This window comes from Enterobacter pseudoroggenkampii (assembly GCF_026420145.1).
GTDB lineage: Bacteria > Pseudomonadota > Gammaproteobacteria > Enterobacterales > Enterobacteriaceae > Enterobacter > Enterobacter pseudoroggenkampii.
In genome coordinates, this window is sequence record NZ_JAPMLV010000001.1 from 1335335 (window position 1) to 1358484 (window position 23150).

At 51.1% G+C, this 23150-nt stretch carries 23 protein-coding genes; 8 read left to right on the forward strand and 15 right to left on the reverse strand.

Annotation, left to right across the window (positions count from 1 at the left end):
* The first annotated feature begins 6 nt into the window (after nt 1–6).
* The 3 genes from paaK to paaY all read left to right on the forward strand — a co-directional run bounded on the left by paaK (nt 7) and on the right by paaY (nt 2955).
* The gene (gene paaK, locus OTG14_RS06565) at nt 7–1323 is read left to right on the forward strand and encodes a phenylacetate--CoA ligase PaaK (protein WP_024908034.1); all 1317 of its coding nucleotides are present in this window, start codon (nt 7–9) and stop codon (nt 1321–1323) included.
* 90 nt (nt 1324–1413) lie between these two features.
* Nucleotides 1414–2349 carry a phenylacetic acid degradation operon negative regulatory protein PaaX gene (paaX, locus tag OTG14_RS06570; RefSeq protein WP_024908033.1) on the forward strand — a complete coding sequence of 312 codons (936 nt, stop codon included), beginning with the start codon at nt 1414–1416 and terminating at the stop codon, nt 2347–2349.
* 9 nt (nt 2350–2358) lie between these two features.
* Nucleotides 2359–2955 carry a phenylacetic acid degradation protein PaaY gene (gene paaY / locus OTG14_RS06575; protein ID WP_032651188.1) on the forward strand — a complete coding sequence of 199 codons (597 nt, stop codon included), beginning with the start codon at nt 2359–2361 and terminating at the stop codon, nt 2953–2955.
* Here the strand turns inward: paaY and OTG14_RS06580 are convergent.
* The gene (locus OTG14_RS06580; RefSeq protein WP_267214767.1) at nt 2864–4135 is read right to left on the reverse strand and encodes a serine hydrolase domain-containing protein; all 1272 of its coding nucleotides are present in this window, start codon (nt 4133–4135) and stop codon (nt 2864–2866) included. The two genes, paaY and OTG14_RS06580, sit on opposite strands and share 92 nt — an antisense overlap.
* A gap of 135 nt (nt 4136–4270) precedes the next feature.
* Between OTG14_RS06580 and OTG14_RS06585 the strand changes: the two genes are divergently transcribed.
* Nucleotides 4271–4753: a glutathione peroxidase gene (locus OTG14_RS06585; protein ID WP_267214768.1), complete on the forward strand. Its 483-nt coding sequence runs from the start codon at nt 4271–4273 to the stop codon at nt 4751–4753.
* Between the two features lie 317 nt (nt 4754–5070).
* On the opposite strand, the gene OTG14_RS06590 is transcribed toward OTG14_RS06585, so the two are convergent.
* The 7 genes from OTG14_RS06590 to OTG14_RS06620 all read right to left on the reverse strand — a co-directional run bounded on the left by OTG14_RS06590 (nt 5071) and on the right by OTG14_RS06620 (nt 12231).
* Entirely contained in the window at nt 5071–6216 is a 1146-nt protein-coding gene (locus OTG14_RS06590) for an alpha/beta hydrolase family protein (protein WP_267214769.1), read from the reverse strand.
* Nucleotides 6200–6940 carry a hypothetical protein gene (locus OTG14_RS06595; protein ID WP_248272094.1) on the reverse strand — a complete coding sequence of 247 codons (741 nt, stop codon included), beginning with the start codon at nt 6938–6940 and terminating at the stop codon, nt 6200–6202. The genes OTG14_RS06590 and OTG14_RS06595 overlap by 17 nt, the downstream gene beginning before the upstream one ends.
* Nucleotides 6918–7154 (reverse strand): hypothetical protein, encoded by a 237-nt coding sequence (locus OTG14_RS06600; RefSeq protein ID WP_090417092.1) that lies wholly within the window; start codon nt 7152–7154, stop codon nt 6918–6920. Before OTG14_RS06600 ends, OTG14_RS06595 begins: the two co-directional genes overlap by 23 nt.
* 1 nt (nt 7155) lies before the next feature.
* Entirely contained in the window at nt 7156–8883 is a 1728-nt protein-coding gene (locus OTG14_RS06605) for an HAD-IIIC family phosphatase (protein ID WP_267214770.1), read from the reverse strand.
* A gap of 1 nt (nt 8884) precedes the next feature.
* Entirely contained in the window at nt 8885–9901 is a 1017-nt protein-coding gene (locus OTG14_RS06610; protein ID WP_208763852.1) for a 3-oxoacyl-[acyl-carrier-protein] synthase III C-terminal domain-containing protein, read from the reverse strand.
* A gap of 652 nt (nt 9902–10553) precedes the next feature.
* Entirely contained in the window at nt 10554–10991 is a 438-nt protein-coding gene (locus tag OTG14_RS06615; RefSeq protein ID WP_267214771.1) for a VOC family protein, read from the reverse strand.
* An 82-nt stretch (nt 10992–11073) separates the two neighbouring features.
* Complete coding sequence (locus OTG14_RS06620; protein ID WP_267214772.1) at nt 11074–12231, reverse strand: MFS transporter; 1158 nt, start codon at nt 12229–12231, stop codon at nt 11074–11076.
* A gap of 133 nt (nt 12232–12364) precedes the next feature.
* Here OTG14_RS06620 and OTG14_RS06625 point away from each other — a divergent pair, with 133 nt between their 5' ends.
* Nucleotides 12365–12892 (forward strand): MarR family winged helix-turn-helix transcriptional regulator, encoded by a 528-nt coding sequence (locus OTG14_RS06625; RefSeq protein ID WP_267214773.1) that lies wholly within the window; start codon nt 12365–12367, stop codon nt 12890–12892.
* Between the two features lie 33 nt (nt 12893–12925).
* A complete protein-coding gene (locus OTG14_RS06630; RefSeq protein WP_267214774.1) occupies nt 12926–13849 on the forward strand; it encodes a LysR substrate-binding domain-containing protein in 924 nt (307 codons plus the stop codon).
* A gap of 47 nt (nt 13850–13896) precedes the next feature.
* Here OTG14_RS06630 and OTG14_RS06635 read toward each other — a convergent pair whose 3' ends face one another.
* Entirely contained in the window at nt 13897–14367 is a 471-nt protein-coding gene (locus tag OTG14_RS06635; RefSeq protein WP_267214775.1) for a hypothetical protein, read from the reverse strand.
* Between the two features lie 319 nt (nt 14368–14686).
* Here OTG14_RS06635 and OTG14_RS06640 point away from each other — a divergent pair, with 319 nt between their 5' ends.
* Nucleotides 14687–15265 (forward strand): DUF1963 domain-containing protein, encoded by a 579-nt coding sequence (locus OTG14_RS06640; protein ID WP_267214776.1) that lies wholly within the window; start codon nt 14687–14689, stop codon nt 15263–15265.
* 142 nt (nt 15266–15407) lie between these two features.
* Entirely contained in the window at nt 15408–15884 is a 477-nt protein-coding gene (locus OTG14_RS06645; RefSeq protein WP_014883727.1) for a WbuC family cupin fold metalloprotein, read from the forward strand.
* Nucleotides 15885–15947: 63 nt separating this feature from the next.
* Here OTG14_RS06645 and OTG14_RS06650 read toward each other — a convergent pair whose 3' ends face one another.
* The 6 genes from OTG14_RS06650 to OTG14_RS06675 form a co-directional block, all read right to left on the reverse strand.
* On the reverse strand, nt 15948–16490 hold the full coding sequence (locus tag OTG14_RS06650) for a cysteine hydrolase family protein (protein WP_267214777.1): 543 nt from the start codon (nt 16488–16490) through the stop codon (nt 15948–15950).
* 284 nt (nt 16491–16774) lie between these two features.
* Nucleotides 16775–17374, reverse strand: coding sequence for an NAD(P)H-dependent oxidoreductase (locus OTG14_RS06655; RefSeq protein ID WP_267214778.1), 600 nt, complete (start codon nt 17372–17374; stop codon nt 16775–16777).
* Between the two features lie 74 nt (nt 17375–17448).
* A complete protein-coding gene (locus OTG14_RS06660) occupies nt 17449–18042 on the reverse strand; it encodes a TetR/AcrR family transcriptional regulator (RefSeq protein WP_024908017.1) in 594 nt (197 codons plus the stop codon).
* A gap of 34 nt (nt 18043–18076) precedes the next feature.
* Nucleotides 18077–21166 carry an efflux RND transporter permease subunit gene (locus OTG14_RS06665; RefSeq protein ID WP_090417078.1) on the reverse strand — a complete coding sequence of 1030 codons (3090 nt, stop codon included), beginning with the start codon at nt 21164–21166 and terminating at the stop codon, nt 18077–18079.
* On the reverse strand, nt 21163–22272 hold the full coding sequence (locus OTG14_RS06670; protein ID WP_024908015.1) for an efflux RND transporter periplasmic adaptor subunit: 1110 nt from the start codon (nt 22270–22272) through the stop codon (nt 21163–21165). The genes OTG14_RS06665 and OTG14_RS06670 overlap by 4 nt, the downstream gene beginning before the upstream one ends.
* Nucleotides 22273–22346: 74 nt before the next feature.
* On the reverse strand, nt 22347–22961 hold the full coding sequence (locus tag OTG14_RS06675; RefSeq protein ID WP_267214779.1) for a TetR/AcrR family transcriptional regulator: 615 nt from the start codon (nt 22959–22961) through the stop codon (nt 22347–22349).
* Nucleotides 22962–23150: the final 189 nt, after the last annotated feature.

A 23150-nucleotide genomic window follows, 5' to 3' on the forward strand; every position in this document is an offset into this window, starting at 1 on the left:
CCTACAATGACAAATACAACAAAGCTTGATCCGATTGAAACGGCCTCCCTTGACGAGTTACAGGCGCTGCAGACCGAACGTCTGAAGTGGACGCTGCATCACGCCTACAGCAACGTGCCGATGTACAAACGCAAGTTTGACGCCGCGGGCGTTCATCCTGACGATTTCAAAGAGCTGGCGGATATCCGTAAGTTCCCGTGCACCACCAAGCAGGACCTGCGGGATAATTATCCGTTCGATACCTTCGCCGTGCCGATGGAGCAGGTGGTGCGCATTCACGCCTCATCCGGCACCACCGGCAAACCGACGGTTGTCGGCTACACCCAGGGTGACATCGACAACTGGGCCAACCTCGTGGCGCGCTCCCTGCGCGCCGCGGGCGGCAGCGCGAAGGACAAAATTCACGTGGCGTATGGCTATGGCCTGTTTACCGGCGGGCTGGGGGCACACTACGGCGCCGAGCGTTTAGGCGCGACGGTGATCCCGATGTCCGGCGGCCAGACGGAGAAGCAGGCGCAGCTGATCCGCGATTTCCAGCCGGACATGATCATGGTGACGCCATCCTACTGCCTCAACCTGATTGAGGAACTGGAGCGTCAGATGGGCGGCGATGCCAGCACCTGTTCCCTGCGCGTGGGCGTCTTCGGCGCCGAGCCGTGGACGCAGGCCATGCGTCGCGAAATTGAAAAACGCTTAGGCATTACCGCCCTGGACATCTATGGCCTCTCCGAAGTGATGGGGCCGGGCGTGGCGATGGAGTGTATCGAAACCGTCGACGGCCCGACCATCTGGGAAGACCACTTCTACCCGGAGATCGTCAACCCGAACGACGGCACGCCGCTGGATGACGGTCAGCAGGGCGAACTGCTGTTCACCACGCTGACCAAAGAGGCGCTGCCGGTGATCCGCTACCGCACCCGCGACCTGACGCGTCTGCTCCCGGCAACCGCGCGCAGCATGCGCCGTATGGACCGCATCAGCGGCCGCAGCGACGATATGCTGATCATTCGCGGCGTCAACGTCTTCCCGTCGCAGCTGGAAGAGGAGATTGTGAAGTTCGAACATCTTTCGCCGCACTACCAGCTGGAGGTGAACCGTCGCGGGCATCTTGATTCACTTTCCGTGAAGGTGGAGCTGAAAGAGAGCAGCCTCACGCTGACGCACGAGCAGCGTTGCCAGGTGTGTCACCAGCTGCGCCACCGCATTAAGTCGATGGTGGGGATTTCCACCGACGTGACGATCGTGAACTGCGGCAGCATTCCGCGCTCGGAGGGGAAAGCCTGCCGGGTGTTTGACCTGCGTAAAGCGGCGGCCAACGGTTAAGTTTTCCCTCACCCCGGCCCTCTCCCTTTGGGAGAGGGTTAGGGTGAGGGTCCTGTGCTATGATTCATCCAGGACAAAAATAACAACAGAATGAATCACATGAATAAACTTGACGCCTTTATCCAGCACGCGGTCAGTTCCGTTCCCGTCAGCGGGACCTCGCTTATCTCCTCGTTATACGGTGACGCGCTTTCCCATCGCGGCGGAGAGATTTGGCTCGGCAGCCTGGCCGCGTTACTGGAAGGGATGGGATTTGGAGAGCGCTTTGTACGCACCGCGCTGTTTCGCCTTAACAAAGAGGGCTGGCTGGATGTTTCCCGCATCGGGCGTCGCAGCTTTTACCGCCTGAGCGATAAGGGGCTGCGCCTGACGCGCCGTGCGGAGAATAAGATCTACCGTGCGGAACTGCCCGCCTGGGACGGAAAATGGCTATTGCTGCTCTCAGAAGGGCTGGACAAAACCACCCTCGCCGACGTCAAAAAACAGCTGATCTGGCAGGGGTTTGGCACGCTGGCACCGAGCCTGATGGCCTCGCCGTCGCAGCATCTGGCGGACGTGCAGTCTCTGCTTCACGATGCCGGGGTGGCGGAAAACGTGATTTTCTTTGAAGCCCACTCGCCGCTGGCGCTCTCCCGCGCCGCGCTGCGTTCACGCGTAGAAGAGTGCTGGCAGTTAACCGAGCAAAACGCGATGTACGAGTCGTTTATCAGCTCGTTCCGGCCGCTGCTCCCGCTGCTGAAAGAGGCCGCGCCGGAGGATCTGACGCCGGAACGCTGCTTCCAGATCCAGCTGCTGCTGATTCATTTTTATCGTCGCGTGGTGCTGAAAGACCCGCTGCTGCCGGAAGAGTTGCTGCCCGCGCACTGGGCGGGGCAAAGCGCCCGACAGCTCTGCATTAATATCTATCAACGTGTCGCGCCGGGGGCGCTGGCGTTTGTCAGCGAGAAGGGCGAAACCTCCGTGGGCGAACTGCCCGTGCCCGGCACGCTCTACTATCAACGCTTTGGTGGTCTTACAAGCGCATAAGGAGTGAAGATGCCTGTTTATCAAATTGATGGTCTGACGCCGGTGGTACCTGACGAGAGCTACGTTCACCCAACGGCAGTGCTGATTGGCGACGTGATTCTGGGCAAAGGCGTCTATGTTGGTCCTAACGCCAGCCTGCGCGGTGATTTTGGCCGTATCGTGGTGAAAGACGGGGCCAACATTCAGGATAACTGCGTGATGCACGGCTTCCCGGAGCAGGACACGGTGGTGGAAGAGGATGGGCATATCGGCCACAGCGCCATTCTTCACGGCTGCGTGATCCGCCGCAATGCGCTGGTGGGCATGAACGCGGTGGTGATGGACGGGGCGGTCATCGGCGAAAACAGCATCGTCGGCGCGGCGGCGTTCGTGAAGGCGAAAGCGGAGATGCCCGCCAACCATTTGATTATCGGCAGCCCAGCCAAAGCGATTCGCGCGCTGAGCGAGCAGGAGCTGGCATGGAAGCAGCAGGGGACGCGGGAATATCAGGTTTTGGTGGAACGCTGCAAGCTCACTATGCACCAGGTGGAGCCGCTGCGCGAGGTTGAGCCTGAACGGAAACGGCTGACGTTTGATGAGAATTTAAGGCCGAAGTCGGCGGTGTAGGGGTAAGGCCGTCTTTTTTCGCCATATCCATCAATAGCGCGATGCCAATGTAATTACTCCAGTTAAAGGTATTTTGCAGCACCACTACCGCATTGCCTTTTTCTTTGTCATAGCCGATAAAGCTGGAGTAGCCGCCGATATAACCGACCTGATAGGTGATTTTTTCCAGACCGATAAAGTCGGTGGTCCAGGCAATACCCTGTACCCCGTCGGGACGTTGAATATCGGTATTTCTCACTTCGGCAAAGACGCTGTCCAGCAGGGGATTGTGGGTCGTTGAGACGTGATAGCGGGCATAGGTAGCCAGATCTTCGGCGTTACTGTATAAGCTCGCTGCCGCCACCATGTTGTTGGAAAAATGCCAGTCCGGGGTGAGCTGCCCGCGCGGGATAAACTTCGGCTGATCGCCCGCGTGGCCAAGCGCCCGCTGTGGATACCCTTTTAGCTGCCGGGGCGTAAAGCTGCTGTTAGCCATTTGCAGCGGATGGAAAATATAGCGCGAGGCTAAACTCTGGATATCTTCGCCGGTTTTGTGTTTCAGGATATAGCCGATCAGGGCGTAGCCGGTATTGGAGTATTGCGGCACTTTATTCTTTGGCGCTCGCCAGTCGGCGAGGTAGCGCAGCACGTTATCGCTATCCAGCTCACCGTAGAAATTATCGCCCGTGCTTAAGTAGCTTATGAATTTTCCAAGCATCGGAACATCCATATTCTGACGCGGCAGGCCGGAGGTGTGGGTTACCAGTTCAAGCAGGGTGATTTTTTGTGCATCCGCGCTAAGCGGCGTCCCCGACGGAAGCAATGTCGCCAGGTTATCGTTCCAGTTCAGTTGCCCTTCATTCACCAGACAAGCCACCACTTCCGCCGTGATCCCTTTGCTGAGCGAGCCAAGCGCAAACAGGGTATCGGGCCTGACCGGATAGCGATTGACCGCATCGGTTACGCCCCAGGTGTAAAACTGCGGTGAGCCGTGATTATGGATCACCGCGACCGTCATCCCGGGAACGGATTTTTGCGCCATATAGTGACGCACCACGCTGTCAACGTCGCCATCCAGTGAATTATGGGTGAGAAGTTCCTGAGTACCTTCCGGGGAGGACATTTGCGAGAGCGTGCCACAACCGCTGAGGAGTGGGAGAGTAAGCAGAAGCCAGATAATTTTTTTTGTTATGTTCTGCATACCTGGTAGCGAGTGTGGTGGTCATTGGCGCGCCAGGAATGTATCACAAATAGCCTGCGTGAATGTAAACTTTCTACACGGTGGCGGCTCGTTGATGGTTACCGTGACTTTTCGGCCTGCTTTGAGGATTTCAGTATGACTCGCTTTTATCAACTTACCGCCACCCGTATGGATGGGCGGCTTATCTCAATGGCCGACTATGCAGGAAAGGTGGTTTTGGTCGTTAATACCGCCAGCCAGTGCGGCTTCACGCCACAGTACGGTGGCCTTGAAGCGCTATACAAGAAATACGCCGATGAAGGATTAGTCGTGCTGGGCTTCCCCTGCAACCAGTTCGGCAAACAGGAACCTGGAGGCGCCGACGAAATCTCGAAAACCTGTTACATCAACTACGGTGTGAGCTTCCCGATGTTTGAGAAAGTCGAGGTTAACGGTAACGCAGCGCATCCGCTGTTTCGTTATCTGAAAAACGAACTGCCCGGCGTGCTGGGCGAGCGGATTAAGTGGAACTTTACTAAGTTTCTAATCGGACGCGACGGTAAACCGCTCAAGCGTTTTGCACCGATGACTACGCCCGAGAAAATGGAGGGGGCAATTGTTGAAGCGCTGAGGAGGTGATAGTTTGGTGCCCGGAACTATCTTACCGCGTCATATTACCCTCGTTTTGGCTTCGAGCAAGCAGTCAATTATAAACCAGCCTGGAGAAAGAGATAACAAAGTCTTCTTCAGCCATATTTATTATGATTTTCATATCGTTTTGCATACACCCTTAAGCCTGTGTACGTCAGGTGACCGACTGTATGACTATTCCTGATGTTTGCTTCTCGCTCATCGCAGACCGCTCGGCACTTCAGGCGGTCCGCTACGTGCCATGGGAGAGTAAGCAGAAGCCAGCGCATTCCCTTTCATGATCGTTGCAAAATACCACTGACTCTTTATATATTTTCCCCCTGAACTGACGGTATCTCTGTGCCCGCAGACTCTTTATGTTTGCAAGGGAAAGCCTTTTTTATTAAAAGGATAACATATAGTAAATGTATCCCCGCTCTTAGCATTCGAGGTACAAACCAATTGGCATTGATGGTTTTTGATATACTCCATAAAACGAACATAAAGACAACTTTGTAAAATTTTGGTGAGCCATGCTCATCAGGTAACAAAAGTAAATAAATATCATCAAAACCTTTGACTAATGCCTGCACTTCATTGGCAGAAATAACCTCATCAAATTTACTTTGCGAGTAGTAAATGGCTATATCATTTCTAATAATGTTAATTCTTGGGAAGTGCTCGTCCAGGAAGTTATAAAGCGAGTTTTGCGAATCTTTTAAGGGGTGTTTTTGGGAAATCAAATATGCAAGTATATCTTTCGTAATTTCCGGCGACCTGTCAAAAGACTGACGGTCGTGGAAAAAATCCACAAGCGGTGTTCCTGTCATCGTTATTGATTTAATTCTTGCGTCAGTGCAGGTATCTTTTAATGCAAAGTAACCACTAAAGCTTATTCCTACAACATGGCATATTTCATCATCAGCAAAACCTATCGAATCAATGATGTGCGAGAATAGATTAAGTGATTTATTATCGTAGGCTTCGCGATTTTCACCTACGCCGGGCATTTCATACAGCACTACTGAGCACCCCAACTTATTGAAGGTTTTTAATGCCCGTATCCATTGTTCTTTAAGAGAGATTATTCCTCCGCAAATGATAACTGTGACTTTTGACTTTCCCTTTTTGTAATAGAAGCTTGATTTTCCATTATCTGTCTTCTTCTTTTCCAGAAAGCCTGTTTCTACGTATTCTTTATGGAATAGTGAAAGATAGCGTTTATATGCTTCTTTTTGGACGGGAGTATCTGCATACGGGAATCGTGCAATGTTTAAGTAACCTAATGCTTTCTCCGTTTGATTTTTCTTTAATTGTTTGTCAGCCTCCTCTGAAAACACTCTTGCCCAACCATGGGGTGAGTCGTCGGATAGCGTAGTGATTAGGGATAATGAATTAGTAAAATCCTTCCCGAGGTTTAATGTCTTAGCATGCAAAGAGACAAATTTCTTACATTCATTCAACGAATACATCTGTTTGCCCTAAATCATTTAAATGTTTAGAATAAAAGGTTTTTATCTTGTCCAGAAGATTTGAAGCTTGAATGCCATCAATAACTCGATGATCGTAGATCATGACAATATTAAACAAGCACTCATCTGCATCTAAAATTTTGGGGGATCCTAATTGAAATGTAAACGTTGAGCCTGATATAGGGATGCACAATTTTAAACTTTTTTTCCCTAAGGAGGTGACAGTAAAGCTCCTGAAAAAATCACGTTGAACGGCAGGGTGAAAGTAAAAAATGAACTTCGAAACCCATTTTGCAAAAAAAAATGGCAATCTCTGTAACATCCTAATTCGTTTGGAGTCATCAAAACTGCTTATTCCTTTGCTTTTTAAATCAGATATGGCTCTGTATACTTCTAACGTAGACATATTATTTGTGTTGGTGATAACAGAAGAGTAGACTCCAGTCGATAGACCATCGTTTTCGTATGATACGGTCAATCTCGCAGATATATCTTGTAATTCGATCAGTTTATTGTCGCTTCCGTATTTAATCATGCAATTTAGATGTCGTTCCTCATCAAGAGCGTCACTAATCGACTTAATAAGGAGTGATGTGGCATATTTTGTGTATTGTCGATGGGATTTTATTTCATCGATTAATGCAACACCTCTGATGGCTTTAGCCAGCTCCAGAAAAATAAGAGTTTGCTTTCTGTTGCTATCAATTTTTTTGTATTTCATCATTTACAACCTTTAATATCTTACGCAAGGTGTTGCATTTTAATATTTTTTCAACATTTAATGTGATGCTATTTCTGAATTCCAGTTCCATTATTGTATATACAAAGGTCAATGAATCCCACTCAGCGATTTGAGTCAAATCGGTGTCAACCTGGTCATGCTTCAAATTCATGCCAGTTTTTTGATTAAGAAAATCAATAAATTCATTAGGTTCCATTTTAATTCCTTAGTATAGTGATATTTTTACATTTTTCAGAAACATCAAGATCATCGATGTCTATGCTAAATATATTATTGCTAATTTTTCCAAAGCCACATTCAGTATAAAAATTCTTGAATTTTTTATTTTTAATCGTTGCAATAAAGCTGCCGATTAGTTTAGAACAACCTTCTGCTGAAGCAAAAGAACCTATGGATTTTATGATTGCAAACTCGACCCCTCGTTCAAATACTCTGCAACTCAAGACAATGTTTTCGATCAAACATGCGTTTGCTTCAATTTTTAGAAATGAGGCGCCAATGATCCCATAACTACCAAATCTATCACTGAATCTGAAAAGCAATATTTGTCCTGAATGTTCCGACACGTAATTTTGAACATCTGTGGTATCCATTCGCATGGTTGTCAGGTTAAACTGATTGGTACGCATAGTTAGATCGGAAGTTCTGGGGTGATTCTCTGGGGTACAATTACTGACAGATAATTCCATGGATATGTTTTTTAAAAAATCGTCTTTGGAATTATTGCTCCTATAAAACTCATCTCTTTTAATGTTATTGGCAAAGCTTTCATTCCTGAGGCGGTCTTCTAATGTGATAGCACCTTTAATAAAAAAATCGCTATTAACTAACTTGAATATGTTTTCATCTATATTTTTAGAAAAGTGGAATGTATTAATGTTAGGTATGGCGTTGGTTACTTCCTCTAACTCAAAATCACTATCATCTACAAAAAGAACATGCTCAGGGCTTAAGTTGAGGTTTTTGCATATTTTTAAAATATTATCACTTTTATTATCCCAGTTTATCTCAGGGAACGAAAAGTCCGACCACTGAATTTCCAGCGCGTGTGTCTTTTCTGAGAAAAAGTCTTTTATTACATGAAAATCATTTTTACTGGATATTGAGAGGATAACACCTTGTCTGTGCATGCATTTCAACCACTTTTGATATTTCCTGTAAGCTCCCTGGTTATACAAGTCATTATTCTCATACTCTCCCTCAGCAGCTACACCTCCCCAAACAGTGTTATCCAGGTCTGTGATTATGCACTTTAATGATTTACCTTCGCTTAAACGAAGGTAACTTATTGATTTTTCACTAAAGAAATTGAGGTAATCTAAACTGGCTACTGTGTTGTGTTCAGAATATATATTCTCAATGCTTTTACCTCTAAACCCTGCCATGCTTACGAGGTGTATGCTGTGCTTGCTTTCATCCCTCTTTTTAGCAAGAAACATATTGAAGTCAAAAACCAAATCGGACAGTGCGTTCCTTTCATCTAAACTTATATATTCATTTATGCACTCACTGTTTAAATAAAGAGTTGAAATTACAATGTCTATTTTATTGCAAGTCAACTCCTCTAGTATCTTCAGAGAGGCGTTAATTTCATCTTTTAATTTTGAAAGGTTCTGTCTGGCTAATGCAATGTCCTCGCAATGACCAAACTCATCAAGATAGTAGTTTTCATCCAAAAGAATATATATATTCTGAAGGTTGTAACTCTTTAGATCTTCCTTTTTGAAATTTAGAAGGGTAAAGAAATCACTGTATTCAATATCTATAAAATCAAGAAATACACCAAGCGCTGAAGCGCCATGCTTCATGAGAGAAAGCCCAGCTTTGTGACTGAGGTTACATAAGAAAAGACTATTTATTTTTTTCATTCCATTATAGTTTTTTGTTTTCTCTTCTCTTATTTTTTTCAATAAGTCGAGGTTCATTTTAATATTCCTTTTTTAAATATAAACCAGAAGATAACCACCGTGATGATTCGATTGATATGGCAATCCCTTCATCGCCTTCATCTGATAGATCAAAAAACTCTTTCAGTTGAAAATACAAAGCTGCATTTGCGCAATTACCGATCTCATGAACAAGCGAAAGGATTTTACTCTCATGAATGTTCATGCCATTACAAATATTATTAACCATACGTCCGGACAGCTGAGGAGGCATAAACCATCTGATGTCTCGTTTGGATGAGTATTTGTTTTTTAACTCAGTATATGTCTCATTTGTTAATTTAGGGACTAAACATTCAATTAATTTATATTCCTCTTTAAGCATAGGTTGCCCATCATCAAAATCTTTCCTTGAGCCGCTCCAGTTAGCCAGTTGGCCAATTTTTTCCTGCAATCCATTGTATTTGTAATCAATACCCTTCACATAGACAGAACCCGAAGTTCTTTCAGAGCTAACAATACAACCACCAACGCCATCACCAAACAGACAGTAGTTAACCATTTCTTTCGGTTCAACTTTAGTCTTGGTTTCATCAAATAGATTGAGGAACTTGTTTGAACATTCGACGCCAATTACTAACCCTTTATGGTGCAGGCCACTTTTGAGCATATAATCAGCCATCTTTAATGCTTGTACGGCACCAGAGCAACCACCAATGATTTGGTAGGTCTCAATATTTTTGAACCCTATCATGTTACACGCTTCATTGATGCTTGTGGGTAAAAGCAAGTCAGGAGTAGCTGTTGATACCAGGACAAAATCAATGTCCCTCATTCCATTATCATTTAACGAAATAAGCTTTTGCATCATTAAGTGTATTAAATCAGTGCACGATGCTGTGTTCTCTCCCGTTTTTAGATTGGTTGAGAAGTGACGCCCATAGTTCCCAAATAATTTTTCTATTAACTGAGGTTTGAAGTTTAATCTACTCCCAAGCTCTTCATTGTTGATATTACATCCTGGTAAGTACGTATCAATATACGATATATGCATCATCCATTCCTCATCTATATATGGCGTTAAAAAGTAATACTCTTGATTAAAAAAAATGTAAAGCATTAAAAAAATTTATATTTAGCTAACTAAATATTCCATTGTGAAACTTATATAATGAAATGAAAAGGAATTGTTAATTATATGTGGCGACAGATTTCCTGCTCGTGCTCAATTAAGAAAAACTTCCGCTATTAAATAGTTAGTTAGTAATGTAATTCATCACACATCTTACTGTGTTATATTTAGCTTTAACATCTTGTTGAAAGAGGGCAGAAACTTGCCGGTTGAATGAGTTATAAAAACAATTTGTCGGAAATGATTGCAACACCAGATGTTAACTTTTTAACAGGCTTTAGCGATTGCGAGGTGCAAGCTTTTTATAAGCAGAGGGTGAGTTAGCGTTATAACTAACAAATGTAGTTACGATAGATTTAACATCAGCAATACAATATTAAACCCGAACGATCTCCGCGCGGATTGAACAATAAGAGTCAATTCCTAAATTTTTATAGATAATCCGGATGGTTCGAAAACAGGTGAGAGCTTATTTAATATTAAGAAAAAACCGCTATATTTAGCGGTTCATTGCCTGGTCCACGCGCGCTCAAAGCAGACATTGCCCTTATGCAAGTCTGCTTCGCGCTATAAGACATTATCCCCGCAACCACGGCGTAATCGTCAGCCCGGTAAGCAAGCCTTCCGGGCTGAGCAGGCGAGTGACGGTTTGCCCCCACGGTTCCATACGGTTAGCCACCAGTAACCGATAGCCTTTTTCACTCAGAATACGGGTAGCAGAATCGAGATCCTGTACTTCGTATTCAACCCATCCCTGCGGTATCGGGTGCTCTGCGGGCCACTGTTCTTCGCCAAAACATGACATAGCCGCCTGTGCGAGCGGCCAGACGGCAAAATGCTTCACGCCTGCCAACTGGCCCCCTTCAGTGAGCAGATAATCGGTATTCCCCTCCATCGGCTTCAGCGGAAGGCCGAGTGTCTGGACATAAAACGCGGTGCTGGACTCCGTATCCCGAGAAATGGGCCCGAACCCGGCGACAAACAAGACATCCATTCCCGCTAACGTCTGCGACATATCTACTCCTGCGTGAGGTGAAATTCACCCTGAATTTATATTACGACTGGCTGAAATACGACTCTCAATTCTGGTATCGCATTCATCGTGCCTGCACGCCCACGACGGGTTTAAAATTCAACGCGATGACGATCAGCAGCACGACTCCCGCACTCATGATCAGCCATGCGCTGGTCAGCGAGACCGAACTGTCGCGAACGATCCCCGCAATTAACGGCATAAGCGCGGCGATCATGTATCCACCTCCCTGAACTTTTGACAGTAACTTCCCGGCCTGCGCGGGCGTTCGCGCATGATCGAACGTAACGATGAGCGACAGCGGGAAGAGGGCGCCGATCCCGATGCCAAGCAGTAGCGTGGATAATACCGGCGTTGTACCCGGCGAAAAGACCAGACACAGGAGTCCCGCCAGCAGCAGCAACAATACGGCGATCAGCGGCACGCGACGGTCGGGGAATTTACCGATCAGCGCGGAGACGGCAAACCCTGCGACAACCTCGGTTAACGTCAGCCAGGCCAGCATGTAGCCGCTGCTGCGTGCGGACCATCCCGCCTGAATATAAAGCGGGGGCAGCCAGGCCAATACCAGCGTATAGGCTCCCGTTCCCACGCCGAAAAAGAGCAACAGCAGTGCCGTACGGGAGGAGGAGAGCGTAACGGTTTCGGGTGCTGTTTTTTCCCCCTGAGGATGCTTAACCAGGGTTAACCACAGTATCAGCGCCAGCAGCGCTAACAGCCCGGCCATTGCCAGCGCGGGCTTCAGCGTCAGCCATGAAAACAACGGCTCGGCGCTGGCGGCGGCGACTGCCGCACCGGCCATAATGCCCGTGCTGAATAGCGACATTACCGTGCTGGCCGTTTGCGTATATTCCTTTTTTATCAGGGCAGGCATTAAGGCCTGGATCATGCCGATACTGGCCCCGCCCAGTAACGCGGTGCCCATCAGACTCTCCGGTGAGGCGCTAAAACCGCGTAATAAACAGGCCATAAGCAGGATGAAGAGCCCGAGCATAATTCCCCGTACGGCACCGACTCTGGCTAAAAGCCAGGGGCCACACAGGGCAGCCAGTCCCATCATCGCGACCGGCAGGGTGGTCAGCAGGCTAAATTGCGTAGCCGTTAGCCCCGCTTCGCGCTGCAGCACGGAAAACAACGGTCCGACAGAGGCCAGAATGGGGCGCAGGTTCAGCCCGACGATAAAAGCGATAGCGGCGAAGAGTAAAGGCGATGTGCGTTTCAACAGGAGATCCTTTTCGGTTGTGAATGGCCGGGCAAATTGCCACAAGCATTTATCTTAACGTTAAGATAAAATGTGTTTTTGCGTAAGATGTACCGCACAACAGGATAAATACCCACGCCATCAGGGGGTGAAAATGAAAGACCATGTAGACTTCGTTGTCGGCCAGTGGAGCCGTGCCATGCCGGAACTGGACGCCTCATCGATGAAAATTTTTGGCCGAATGCTCCGGCTGATGAAGCATCTGGGAAAAGAATGGGCGGAGGCGATGGCGCAGTTTGGTTTTCGCGAGGGCGAGTTTGACGTGCTCGCCACGCTGCGCCGCGCCGGTGAGCCGTACTGCCTTTCCCCCACACAGCTGTATAAATCGCTGTTGATCACCTCAGGGGCGATGACGAACCGGCTCAGCCATCTCGAAAAGCAAGGTCTTATCAGGCGAATTGCCGATCCGGATGACAAGCGCAGCACGCTCGTAAGCCTGACACCGCACGGGCAGGAGCGTATCGAACAGGCGCTGATCGTGCACACTCAGACGCAAAATGCGCTGCTGAGCAACTTGTCTGATGCGCAGCACGCGCAGCTTGAGTCCCTGCTGAGGGAATTGCTGCTGGCGTTTCCGGCTGAGAAATGGGATGAAACGTCACCGTGTGCCGATAATACATAAACTGCATGATTACACCTTACAAAAAGGGAATGTATGTCTTTACCGCCACTGTATGCGCTGCGCGCGTTCGAAGTTGCCGCACGGCTGAACTCCTTCAGCAAAGCGGCTGAAACACTCCATATCACGCCGGGGGCGGTCAGCAGGCATGTCCAGACGCTGGAAATGTGGTTCGACTGCGAGCTGTTTAAACGACAGGGGCCGAGAGTGGAGGTCAGCGATGCCGGACGTATTCTGGCCGGGCAGCTTAGCGAAAGTTTCTCGAATATTGAGTGGGCCTGTCGTGCATTCAAAAGTGAAAACCACCTTCTGCGCCTTAAAGCACCCAGCTCGCTGACGATGCGATGGCTTCTGGATGTGCTTAAATCCTTCCGCGAGAACCACGCGAAGCCCAAAATCGAAATTGCCAGCGTCTGGATGGACTTCGATACCGTTGATTTCAGTCGTGAGCCTTACGATTGTGCGATCCTCCTCGGTAACGGCTATTTCGGCGAGTCAACAGAAAGCAGGCTGCTGTTCAGCGAATGGCTTATTCCCGTTTGTACTCCGTCTTTGCTGGAGTCTGCCCGGCATACGCTTCCAGATTGCGATCTTATTCATCCGTCGCCGGACAGACGGGACTGGAAGCGCTGGCTGAAAAGGACGGGCTTATTCCCCGGCCTCGACATGAGCGGCGGAATCGTGTTCGACACCCTGGAGCAGGGGAGCCTTGCGGCCATGCACGGACACGGCGTGGCGATGGCCGATCTCCGGCTCACGCTCGACGCGCTGAAAAGCGGCCTGCTCGCGCTGCCTTTCAGGGAGGCGATAGCAACAGGGGACGGTTACTATCTTGTCTGGCCCAAAAATTCGCTCAGAGGACAGAGTATTGAACGGCTGCTGGCGTGGCTTAACCTTAACGTGCCGGTGGTGCCTTCTTTGGATATCGTCTGTCTTGATTACAATGAAAAGCGGGTTTAATAAATAGCGGAATATTTATTATGGGGTATCCCGCATATTGAACGTATTTATGCGTAGGGAATATTCGCCATCTTTTTATATCTTTCCGGCAGGGCGCTGTTCAGGTTAAGTAATTTATCGAGAATATAAAGCGCAGGCGTCCCTTTTGCCCGTTCAGCATCGATCAGCGCAGTGCGTAACAGATTGGCAGCCGAGGTCATGGCACGGAAATACTCCTCGGATTCACGCGTCTGAACTTCGCCTGACGCAGCGTAATGCACCTTTGGCCACTGCGCAAAGTCAAGCAGCGGAAGGATCCCATCCTCTTTTGGTAAATGCGCTGAGAGCAACTCTTTGGCGTTGCCCGGATTGCTTTGGGCGAAAGAGAGGAGGTGCAGTCGGTGGATGAAAGGTGAAAGCGCTTCTGAGCTTTCTTTTTCTGTTGAAAGTAACGTTATCAACTCATGCACATTTGCTTGGGCGCTAAATTTATGAGGCGAGATAATGTTCATTACATGGAATAAAACATCGAGTGTCATAGGTGCTCCATACAGGCTTGGTATTATTTATTTTTTCTATCCCAGGGATGAATGGATGGTATTTCAGGGCGTCACTTTTGAAAAACGATAAATAGTGGGAATCAATGTGAGTTTTACTCAACATAGGGTTTAATATCCTATGCGTTTCTTAGAGCCTGATGATTACCTTACAATGAGTGGTAAAACTTCTACGCAGAAAGAGTCTACAAAGCGAGCAAACATGAAATTCGAGAGTGCATCAGTTTTAGAAGAACTCCGGACCACACTAAGACCCGCATCGGTCGCGCAGGTAGGTGGGTTCCGGCCGTCTGAAGATCCCATGACATCCTGGTTTCTAAAGGGCGTTTCTCTTGCAGATGAAGGATTACCCACCTGGAAGGGCAAGCCGATGTTTCCGCTTCTTCAGATTCGGGTGGACGAGCTTCCTGTTATTCCCGACCAGTTAAAGGGGATAGCCCTTCTGGTGTTATTCCACAATTTGGAACAACATCCCTTTGACGAACCGCACGGTGAAGGATGGTTAATCCGCGAGTATGCCACCCTTGAAGGGCTTCAGTTATTGCCTGAATTGGACACTCCGTATCGCGCGTTTCCTGTTCAATGGCTGAGTGTCATTGACGATGCACCTGGATGGGAAGATGCCTGGGACATTATTGATCTCTCTTGCGTAAATGATGATGAGCAGGCCTGTGATAGTTTTTTTGAGGACTTTAATCGCTACAGGGGAACCAAGGTCGGGGGATTTCCGGCTGAGATACAACACGGTGTGGGAATCGACGATTTTGTTTTTCAGGTTGGGTCGGAAGAAAAAGTAAACTGGATGTGGGCGGATAATGGTATCGGTTACTTTCACCGGTCATCAGAAGGGGAATGGCGATTTTCATGTCAGTTCTACTGATGATCCTCCTGCCGGGAGATATGAAAGCTTATCCATGCAGCGATTTGTTTCACAAATGCCATCGCCCATCAACCGTTCAGGATGGTATAACGTCTTGCGGCAATCGGGTTGCCGTCAGATGACCCCATTCACAAAGGTGTATATGAAACAAATTACTTTCAGTGACCTGCAGCAACAAAGCGAGCAGGCTGCAAATTCTCCTCGCTTACGCGCCCATCGCAATTTACACCCTGAGCTGAGCGACCCGGTGCAGCGCCTGGCCATCGCGATGGAACCCGGTACCTATGTTCGCCCCCATCGCCACCCGCACACGTTTGAACTGCTGACGGCGCTGAGTGGTCGCTTTCTGGTGTTGAATTTTGATGACAGCGGTAACGTGACCCAGCGCGTGGTGTTAGGTGAAGACTGCAAAGTGCTGGAGATGGATGCCGGTACCTGGCATGCCGTGCTGTCGCTGGATAAAGGCGGCGTTATTTTTGAGGTAAAACACGGTGGCTACCAGCCCGTTCCTGAGCACGATACCGCCCCATGGTCACCGGCTGAGAACGCACCCGGTAGCGCGGAGTTGATGAAATGGTACGCTCAGGCGCAGGTGGGTGACGGTGGTTTTACCCTGTAATTGTGCACTTATGTCCCCGGCGCGCAAAGGCGCGCCGGGGAAGAGAGAGACGAACCCGCCAACTCAACTCGCCCTATTAAAATGCCAGTCGCGGGCAGTCGACAGCGTCACGAACGGACCTGCCAGGGTGCTGTTGTGATGGGCAATAATGTCGCTGGCGGATAAATAGTCATTATCCATTGTGGTATGCGCATCAGAAATCAATACCGTCCTGAACCCCAGATCCGGTGCGGCCCGACAGGTCGTATCAACGCAAAATTCTGTTTTCATCCCGGCAATGACCAGCTGTTTGACACCTCGCTGATTAAGTTCTCGCAGCAATACCGTATCCCTAAAACAGCTGGGATAGCGCTTGGTGAAAACAACATCCTGCTCCTTCACGCCCAGCTCGGGTATCAGCTGTGTTAACGGACCCTTCTCTGAGAGCGGGGAGTCGTCTGGTCCAATATGGCGGGCAAAAAAGATGGGCACCTGCGCGCGTCGCGCGTGGGTGATTAACAAACGGATATTTTCCAGAACGGCATCGGCGGAACAGGGGGAAACCGGGCCCCGGAAGAGGCCCTGCTGCATGTCGATAACCAGGAGTGCATTGTCAGACGAAACCATTTTATTTCTCCATTCAGAGGGTGGTGAACGGAGAGATATTTCCCCGTCCAGAGTGGCGGGGATTGAGGTTCTGTTTGTCAGTCGTTTGCTACAGATACACTCACGCCGCCGAAGGTTCCGGTGGTGGTGAGCGTGGTTGTTGGCTGAACTGACTGATACATGCAATGACCTTTGTTTATTTCGCTGTAAGCGCAACTATCGCGTACAGTTATAGCGCTGGTGAGAGATTCTCTTCAATACACCAACATCAGTAGGTGCAACGTTAGCGTTGCGCCGGGATGATATTATAGAATTCTGCCGAGCCCTTGCAGGAATTCCTCAACCTGCTCAGGCGTCGCCGTATCTGCCTGGTAAAGGATATCGAGCTTAACGTTCTTCAACCCGCAGAAGCCAAATACACCTTCGATAATCTGCGTCTGAATCGCCGTCGAATAGCCGTGTTTATCAAATCCGGTGAGATCGCTGCCGCCAGTGGCAATCAGGCGGACGGGAACATCCCGTAAGTTGCCCACAATCCGTCCGTCATCGGCCACCTTATACGCCCAGTTCAGGGTTAATACGCGATCGAACCAGCCTTTCAACAGCGCGGGGACCGACCACCAGTACACGGGGAAGACAAACACCAGCATATCCGCTCGCTCGACGCGCTGCTGCTCGCGCAGAATATCGTCGGGAAGGGCGCTCGGATCGCCGTGATACAAATCAAGGTCGGCGCGAGACATGGCCGGATTAAACCCTTCAGCATGCAGATCGGCGATCTCAACCTGCGTACCTTGCTCGCGTAATTTTCCGGCAATATGGGTTGCCAGCGAATGGGATAATGAATTGTCGACAGGGTGAGCCGTCACGATCAGTGCGTTATTAATGGCATGTGTAGCAGACATAGCGACCTCAGAATGGGGGAGAAGTGATACCTATATTACTATTGGTAACTTAGGTGTCAATCCGCCCCCGACGATCATTTTGTGCTATTCGCGTAGGTCTCCAGCACGCCGGTCATGGCGCCGCTGAGCATATCTTCCGCAATATTTCGGGCGAGTACGCCGTTGCCCGCCGCGGTGCTGAGCGCGTCCGCCGCGCCAATGATGGCCGTCAGTACCGCTTCCCCCTGAACGCCTTTTAAGACGATAAAAGGGGAAAGCGCGGTACGCAGGCAGTCGGCACATTCGGCCACGCATGCCTCACGAAACGTCTGCAACGCGTGGGAACCGGACAGCGCAGCCGCGATTGGCCCGGTTTCAGGCCCGGCAGTAATGGCGCAGTCGATATAGGCGGCGCTGAAAAAGCGGATCGTCTTTTCCAGCGTTTTGCTGTCGACCGCCAGCGTCTCACGGAATTTCGCCAGCTGCCGATCGCTATAATCCTGGTACAGCGCCATCAGCAACCCTTCACGATCGCCAAAGTGGTCATAGGGGATAGGCTTGGTGACGTTGGCCCGCTCGGCCAGGTAGCCAAGCGTCAATGCCTCCGTGCCTTGCTGGCGAACGATTCCGCGCGCAACTTCCAGCAACTGCACGCGGCGGTCCTCTTTTCTTAAGCGCTTAACAACCATACTTTCCTCAAAACTGTTATCTACTCATGGTAGTTTACACGCTTTCTGCGGGGCGCTGCACGCGTTGTTCCACAGGGCGGATCCGGAACCATATCGCATACATCGCGGGCAGGAAGACGAGCGTGATGATCGTCCCGCCCAGCGTCCCGCCGATCAGCGTCCAGGCCAGCGTGCCCCAGAACACCGAATGCGTCAGGGGAATGAACGCCAGCACGGCCGCCATGGCGGTCAGCAGGACCGGGCGCGCGCGCTGGACCGTCGCTTCAACCACAGCCTGGAACGGCTCGAGACCGTCCTTCTTGTTATGATCGATTTGACCGATCAGGATCAGCGTATTGCGCATTAGAATGCCGGAAAGGGCGATCAAACCGACCAGCGCGTTGATGCCAAACGGCTGATTGAAAATCAACAGTACAGGCACCACGCCAATCAGCCCCAGCGGAGCGGTTAAGAACACCATCACCATCGCTGAGATTGAGCGCACCTGCAAAATGATGATCAGCAGCGTCAGGGCAATCATGATCGGGAACAGCGGCAACATGGCCTGCGTGGCTTTGCCCGATTCCTCAATCGAACCCGCCATGTCGATACGGTATCCGGCCGGCAGCGCATTAACAATCGGCTGGAGCTGCTTCATGATGGCGACCGACACATCCGGTGGTTGAAGATTGTTAGCGATATCTCCCCGCACGGTTATCGTCGGGGTGCGATCGCGACGACGCAGGATCGGATCTTCCATACCAATCTCAATCTTGCCGATTTGAGACAGCGGAACGCGCTGTCCCGCATTGCCGACAAGGGTAAAGCCCTCGATTTTTGCCGGGTCAAGACGGATATCTCCCGCCGCGCGGCCAATCACCTCTACCGAGCGAATATCTTCCCGCACGGAGGTGACGGGCACACCTGACAGCAGGAACTGAAGCTGCTCGGCAACGGCACTGGAGGTTAAGCCGGTCGCCTGCAGGCGGTTTTGATCGAGGGTGAAATGCAATACGGGAACGCGTGACCCCCAGTCGGTGTTGACGGTTCTCATCATCGGGCTTGCCTGGAGCACGGCTTTCACCTTATCAGCGATGTCATGCACCTGTTCGACATCCGGACCCGTCACGCGCCAGGCAACCGGGAAGGGCGAGTAAGGGCCAAACACCAGCTGGGTCACCCGCACGCGCGCTTCAGGCGCAAGGCCGTTGGCGACCGCTTCTCTCAGCCGGAGCTTGAGCGCCTCGCGTGACGTCTCGCTGTCCGTCAGGATCACGATTTTCGCAAAAGACGGATCGGGCAGTTCAGGCGCCATCGCCAGATAAAAGCGGGGCGAACCCTGACCAATATAGGCGGTAACAATTCTGGCTTCAGGCTGCTGGCCCAGCCACGCTTCTATTTTTGCCGTTGCGGAGCTGGTTTGCGCTATCGAGGTGCCGTAGGGCATCTGCACTTCAACCAGCACTTCCGGGCGATCGGAGGTCGGGAAAAATTGTTTTTTTACCAGCCCCATGCCGAGCACGGCCAGGATGAATATGGCGACCACAGCGCCGGCCACCCGCCATTTCCTGGCGATAACGCGGCCAAGCAGCTGGCGAAAACGGTTATAGCGAGGCGTGTTATAGATGGCGGCATGACCGCCTTCTACTTTGGGGATCGCCGGCAGGATCTTCACCCCAAGATAGGGCGTGAACACCACCGCGACAAACCACGATGCAATCAGGGCGAGGCCGACAATCCAGAACATATTGCTGGTGTATTCCCCGGCGGTCGACTGGGCAAAACCATTCGGCATAAAGCCAATGGCCGTCACCAGGGTTCCGGCCAGCATGGGCGCGGCGGTATGGCTCCAGGCGAAGGCCGAGGCTTTGATTCTGTCGTAACCTTCCTCCATTTTTACCACCATCATTTCGATAGCGATAATCGCATCGTCAACCAGCAGGCCGAGGGCGAGGATCAGGGAGCCCAATGTCACGCGGTCAAAGTTTATTCCCGCGGCTTCCATCACCACGAAGACGACCGCCAGCGTCAGCGGGACCGCCGCCGCAACCACCACCCCCACGCGCCAGCCCATGCTGACAAAACACACCACCATGACCACAAGCAGGGCGACGAAGAATTTGATCATAAACTCATCGACCGACGAGCGAATATTCACGGACTGGTCGGTGACTTTGGTCAGGGACATGCCAAGCGGCAGGCTATCATTGATTTTTGCCGTTTCCGTATCCAGCGCTTTACCCAGCGCCAGACCGTTCCAGCCTTCGCGCATCACGATGCCCAGCAGAAGGGCGGGTTCATGCTGATTACGTATCAGCATCGTCGGGGGATCTTCGTAGCCTCGCTCAACCGTTGCCACGTCGGACAGCTTGAGCGTTTTGCCCTGAGCAACAAAAGGCGTATCGCGGATTTTCTGCAGTTCATCGAACGCGCCGTCCAGGCGGATAAAAATTTGCGCGCCTCGGGTCTCAATGGAACCCGCCGCGGTCAACGCGTTCTGGCTGTTGAGCGCATTGAAAATATCCTGGGGTGAGAGCCCTATCGTCGCCAGACGGTCATGGGAGAAGGAGATATAAATCCGCTCGGCCTGTTCGCCGATAATGTTCACTTTTTTCACGCCGGGAACGTGCAGAAGCTGCTGGCGCAGGCCTTCGGCATCACGTACCAGCTGCCGCTGCGGTTCGCCTTTCGCTTTCAGGGCAAAGAGGGCAAAGGTGACATCCGAGAATTCGTCATTGATCATCGGGCCGATGACGCCCGCCGGAAGACGTTGAGATTCATCTCCAAGCTTCTTACGCGCCTGATAGAACTCCTCCTGCACTTCGGCAGGCGGGGTCTTGTCCTGCAATGACAACGTGATAAACGCCATGCCGGGACGGGTATAGGTTTCGGTACGGTCGTACCATTTGAGCTCCTGCAGGCGCTTTTCCAGCGGTTCGGCGACCTGATCCTGGATCTCCTGCGCGGTGGCGCCAGGCCAGACGGTTATCACCGTCATTTGCTTTACCGTGAAGGGTGGATCTTCCGCGCGACCGAGCCCAAAGAAGGCGTAAATTCCGGCAATGGTGACCAGAACGATCAGAAACAGCGTGATGGAACGTTCGCGGACGGCCAGCGCTGACAGGTTGAAGCGGCTTCCGCTCATGGTGTGTTCTCCGCCAGGGCGGCGTTGCGTTGTTTGGCAAGCCTGACGACCTCACCTTCGTGCAGAAGATGGGCGCCTAACGCAACAATTTTCTCACCGGGCTTCACGCCGCCCGTGACCTGCACCGCATCTTCACCCACGCTCAGTACCTTGACGGGCGTCCATGCGACTTTTGCCGGCTGGGCGGAAATACGCCAGACGCCGGGACCTTTTCCTGCATCATAGAGTGAAGCCAGCGGAACCTGCATGACCTGACCTTCCGCTTTATTGTCCTGAATGTTCAGCGTGACGGTCGCCCCCAGCGGCGCGTTTGCCAGCAGGCCATCCAGCACGTAGCGGGCTTCATAAGTGCGGGTCGCGGCATCGGCAGAGTCAGACAGCAGGCGCAGCGTTGCGGTGACCGGGTTTTCTTCTTTGCCATAAAGGGTGGCCTGCGCCTCGCTGCCGACGGCAGGGCGCAGCGTTTCCGGAAGCTGCACGAGCGCTTCGCGTTGTCCCGCTCTGGCGAGCCTGATCACCACCTGTCCGGCACTGACGACCTGACCCGGCTCGGCGAGCGTCTCCATGACCACGCCGTCTGAATCCGCCAGCAGTACGGCATAGCCCGTGGCGTTTTGCGCCACGTTGGCCTGTGCCCGGGCGGCGCTGAGATCGGCTCTGGCCGTATCGGCCGCCGCCTTGATCTGGTCATACTCCGAGGCAGATACGGCGCCGGATGCCACAAGGCCGCGATAGCGCGCTTCATCGCTGGAGGCTTTTCGCGCACGCGCCTGGGCAGCATCCACCGCACGCTGCTGCGCCTGAGCCTGTAATTTCAGGTCAACGGGATCCAGGCGCAGTAAGGGCTGCCCCTGTTTGACGGTCTGCCCCGTATCAACCAGTCGCTCAAGGATTTTTCCCTGAACTCTGAAACCCAAATCGCTTTGCGTTCTCGCGACCACAACGCCCGTGAAGGCGCGGGCGGTATTGTTCGCAAGCTCGACGGAAGCGGATCTGACGAGCGGTGGCTTTGTGCGCGGATCGTCACTCGCGGAAATATCGCCGCATGCCACCAGGGCAAACGGCAGGAGACAAACGGCAACGCGGGCTGAAGTGAGCCTGAGCATGGGAAACCTTTTTGACGTAACGGGACGGTATCCGCATTCTCTGACTAGTGACCAAAAATGTCAATGGTCACAATTTAGGGGGCCAGGCTTCTTAAAATCAGTGAAGAGAGAAGCACCGCCGCGGTGGGGGCCATTTCGAGGTTGTACTGCAGCTGGATGGGATTGATAAAAGGACACATCACCATGTGGATAGCCTGTGTGACCTCGTCCAGCGGCGTTTTTCTCTCAAACTCTCCGGCCTGCCTGCCTTCGATAATGATGCTCTCAATTAGCTTCATCAGGCTTTCTGCATACCGTTCTGTCGACGGCCACTGCTCGCGTGCGGCGACGGCGGCAATGTCGTACAGCTTACGGTCGTGGAAAAACAGCTCGCTTCCCGCTTCGGTGAGCGCTTTGAAAAGACGGCGTAATTTTTCGCTTGCTGACGGCACATCCTTGATGGCGGAAAGCACCGCCGCCATGATCAACTCCAGGCGGTTAGCGCAGATCACCTCGCCGATAGCCTGTTTGGAATCGAAAAACTTATAAATGTAGGACTTAGAAAAACCGATGGATTTAGCCAGCTCGGCGACGGTGGTTTTTTCATAGCCGTAGTGACCGAAGTGCTCAAAAGCGGCTTCGACGATTTGCTCTCTGACAGCGTGGTCAAGTGGACCACGTGCTGATGGGGGGTTCATATTTTTAGTCATTATTTAAGCTTAGCGTGACAGGCTACGATTAACAACGAGTGACCATTTCGTACTTTGGTTACCGTCATTCATCATGCGCCCTTCAGACGGGACGATCAACCAGGTGGGGTAAGTGTATCACTGTTTTTCGCGCACTATGGCATCTATCTGTCTGCGATAAGCGAGGATTTCAGCGCAACTCCCTTGCAC

What these genes read in the sequence shown, in the direction of transcription:
- OTG14_RS06635 (WP_267214775.1), bottom strand. Translation starts at nt 14,367, where the DNA reads ATGACACTCGATGTTTTATTCCATGTAATGAACATTATCTCGCCTCAT.
- OTG14_RS06580 (WP_267214767.1), bottom strand. Translation starts at nt 4,135, where the DNA reads ATGCAGAACATAACAAAAAAAATTATCTGGCTTCTGCTTACTCTCCCA.
- paaK (WP_024908034.1), top strand. Translation starts at nt 7, where the DNA reads ATGACAAATACAACAAAGCTTGATCCGATTGAAACGGCCTCCCTTGAC.
- OTG14_RS06605 (WP_267214770.1), bottom strand. Translation starts at nt 8,883, where the DNA reads ATGAACCTCGACTTATTGAAAAAAATAAGAGAAGAGAAAACAAAAAAC.
- OTG14_RS06615 (WP_267214771.1), bottom strand. Translation starts at nt 10,991, where the DNA reads ATGTCGCAGACGTTAGCGGGAATGGATGTCTTGTTTGTCGCCGGGTTC.
- OTG14_RS06590 (WP_267214769.1), bottom strand. Translation starts at nt 6,216, where the DNA reads ATGTATTCGTTGAATGAATGTAAGAAATTTGTCTCTTTGCATGCTAAG.
- OTG14_RS06625 (WP_267214773.1), top strand. Translation starts at nt 12,365, where the DNA reads ATGAAAGACCATGTAGACTTCGTTGTCGGCCAGTGGAGCCGTGCCATG.
- OTG14_RS06650 (WP_267214777.1), bottom strand. Translation starts at nt 16,490, where the DNA reads ATGGTTTCGTCTGACAATGCACTCCTGGTTATCGACATGCAGCAGGGC.
- OTG14_RS06595 (WP_248272094.1), bottom strand. Translation starts at nt 6,940, where the DNA reads ATGATGAAATACAAAAAAATTGATAGCAACAGAAAGCAAACTCTTATT.
- OTG14_RS06675 (WP_267214779.1), bottom strand. Translation starts at nt 22,961, where the DNA reads ATGACTAAAAATATGAACCCCCCATCAGCACGTGGTCCACTTGACCAC.
- OTG14_RS06645 (WP_014883727.1), top strand. Translation starts at nt 15,408, where the DNA reads ATGAAACAAATTACTTTCAGTGACCTGCAGCAACAAAGCGAGCAGGCT.
- OTG14_RS06665 (WP_090417078.1), bottom strand. Translation starts at nt 21,166, where the DNA reads ATGAGCGGAAGCCGCTTCAACCTGTCAGCGCTGGCCGTCCGCGAACGT.
- OTG14_RS06610 (WP_208763852.1), bottom strand. Translation starts at nt 9,901, where the DNA reads ATGATGCATATATCGTATATTGATACGTACTTACCAGGATGTAATATC.
- paaX (WP_024908033.1), top strand. Translation starts at nt 1,414, where the DNA reads ATGAATCACATGAATAAACTTGACGCCTTTATCCAGCACGCGGTCAGT.
- paaY (WP_032651188.1), top strand. Translation starts at nt 2,359, where the DNA reads ATGCCTGTTTATCAAATTGATGGTCTGACGCCGGTGGTACCTGACGAG.
- OTG14_RS06670 (WP_024908015.1), bottom strand. Translation starts at nt 22,272, where the DNA reads ATGCTCAGGCTCACTTCAGCCCGCGTTGCCGTTTGTCTCCTGCCGTTT.
- OTG14_RS06660 (WP_024908017.1), bottom strand. Translation starts at nt 18,042, where the DNA reads ATGGTTGTTAAGCGCTTAAGAAAAGAGGACCGCCGCGTGCAGTTGCTG.
- OTG14_RS06630 (WP_267214774.1), top strand. Translation starts at nt 12,926, where the DNA reads ATGTCTTTACCGCCACTGTATGCGCTGCGCGCGTTCGAAGTTGCCGCA.
- OTG14_RS06640 (WP_267214776.1), top strand. Translation starts at nt 14,687, where the DNA reads ATGACATCCTGGTTTCTAAAGGGCGTTTCTCTTGCAGATGAAGGATTA.
- OTG14_RS06655 (WP_267214778.1), bottom strand. Translation starts at nt 17,374, where the DNA reads ATGTCTGCTACACATGCCATTAATAACGCACTGATCGTGACGGCTCAC.
- OTG14_RS06600 (WP_090417092.1), bottom strand. Translation starts at nt 7,154, where the DNA reads ATGGAACCTAATGAATTTATTGATTTTCTTAATCAAAAAACTGGCATG.
- OTG14_RS06585 (WP_267214768.1), top strand. Translation starts at nt 4,271, where the DNA reads ATGACTCGCTTTTATCAACTTACCGCCACCCGTATGGATGGGCGGCTT.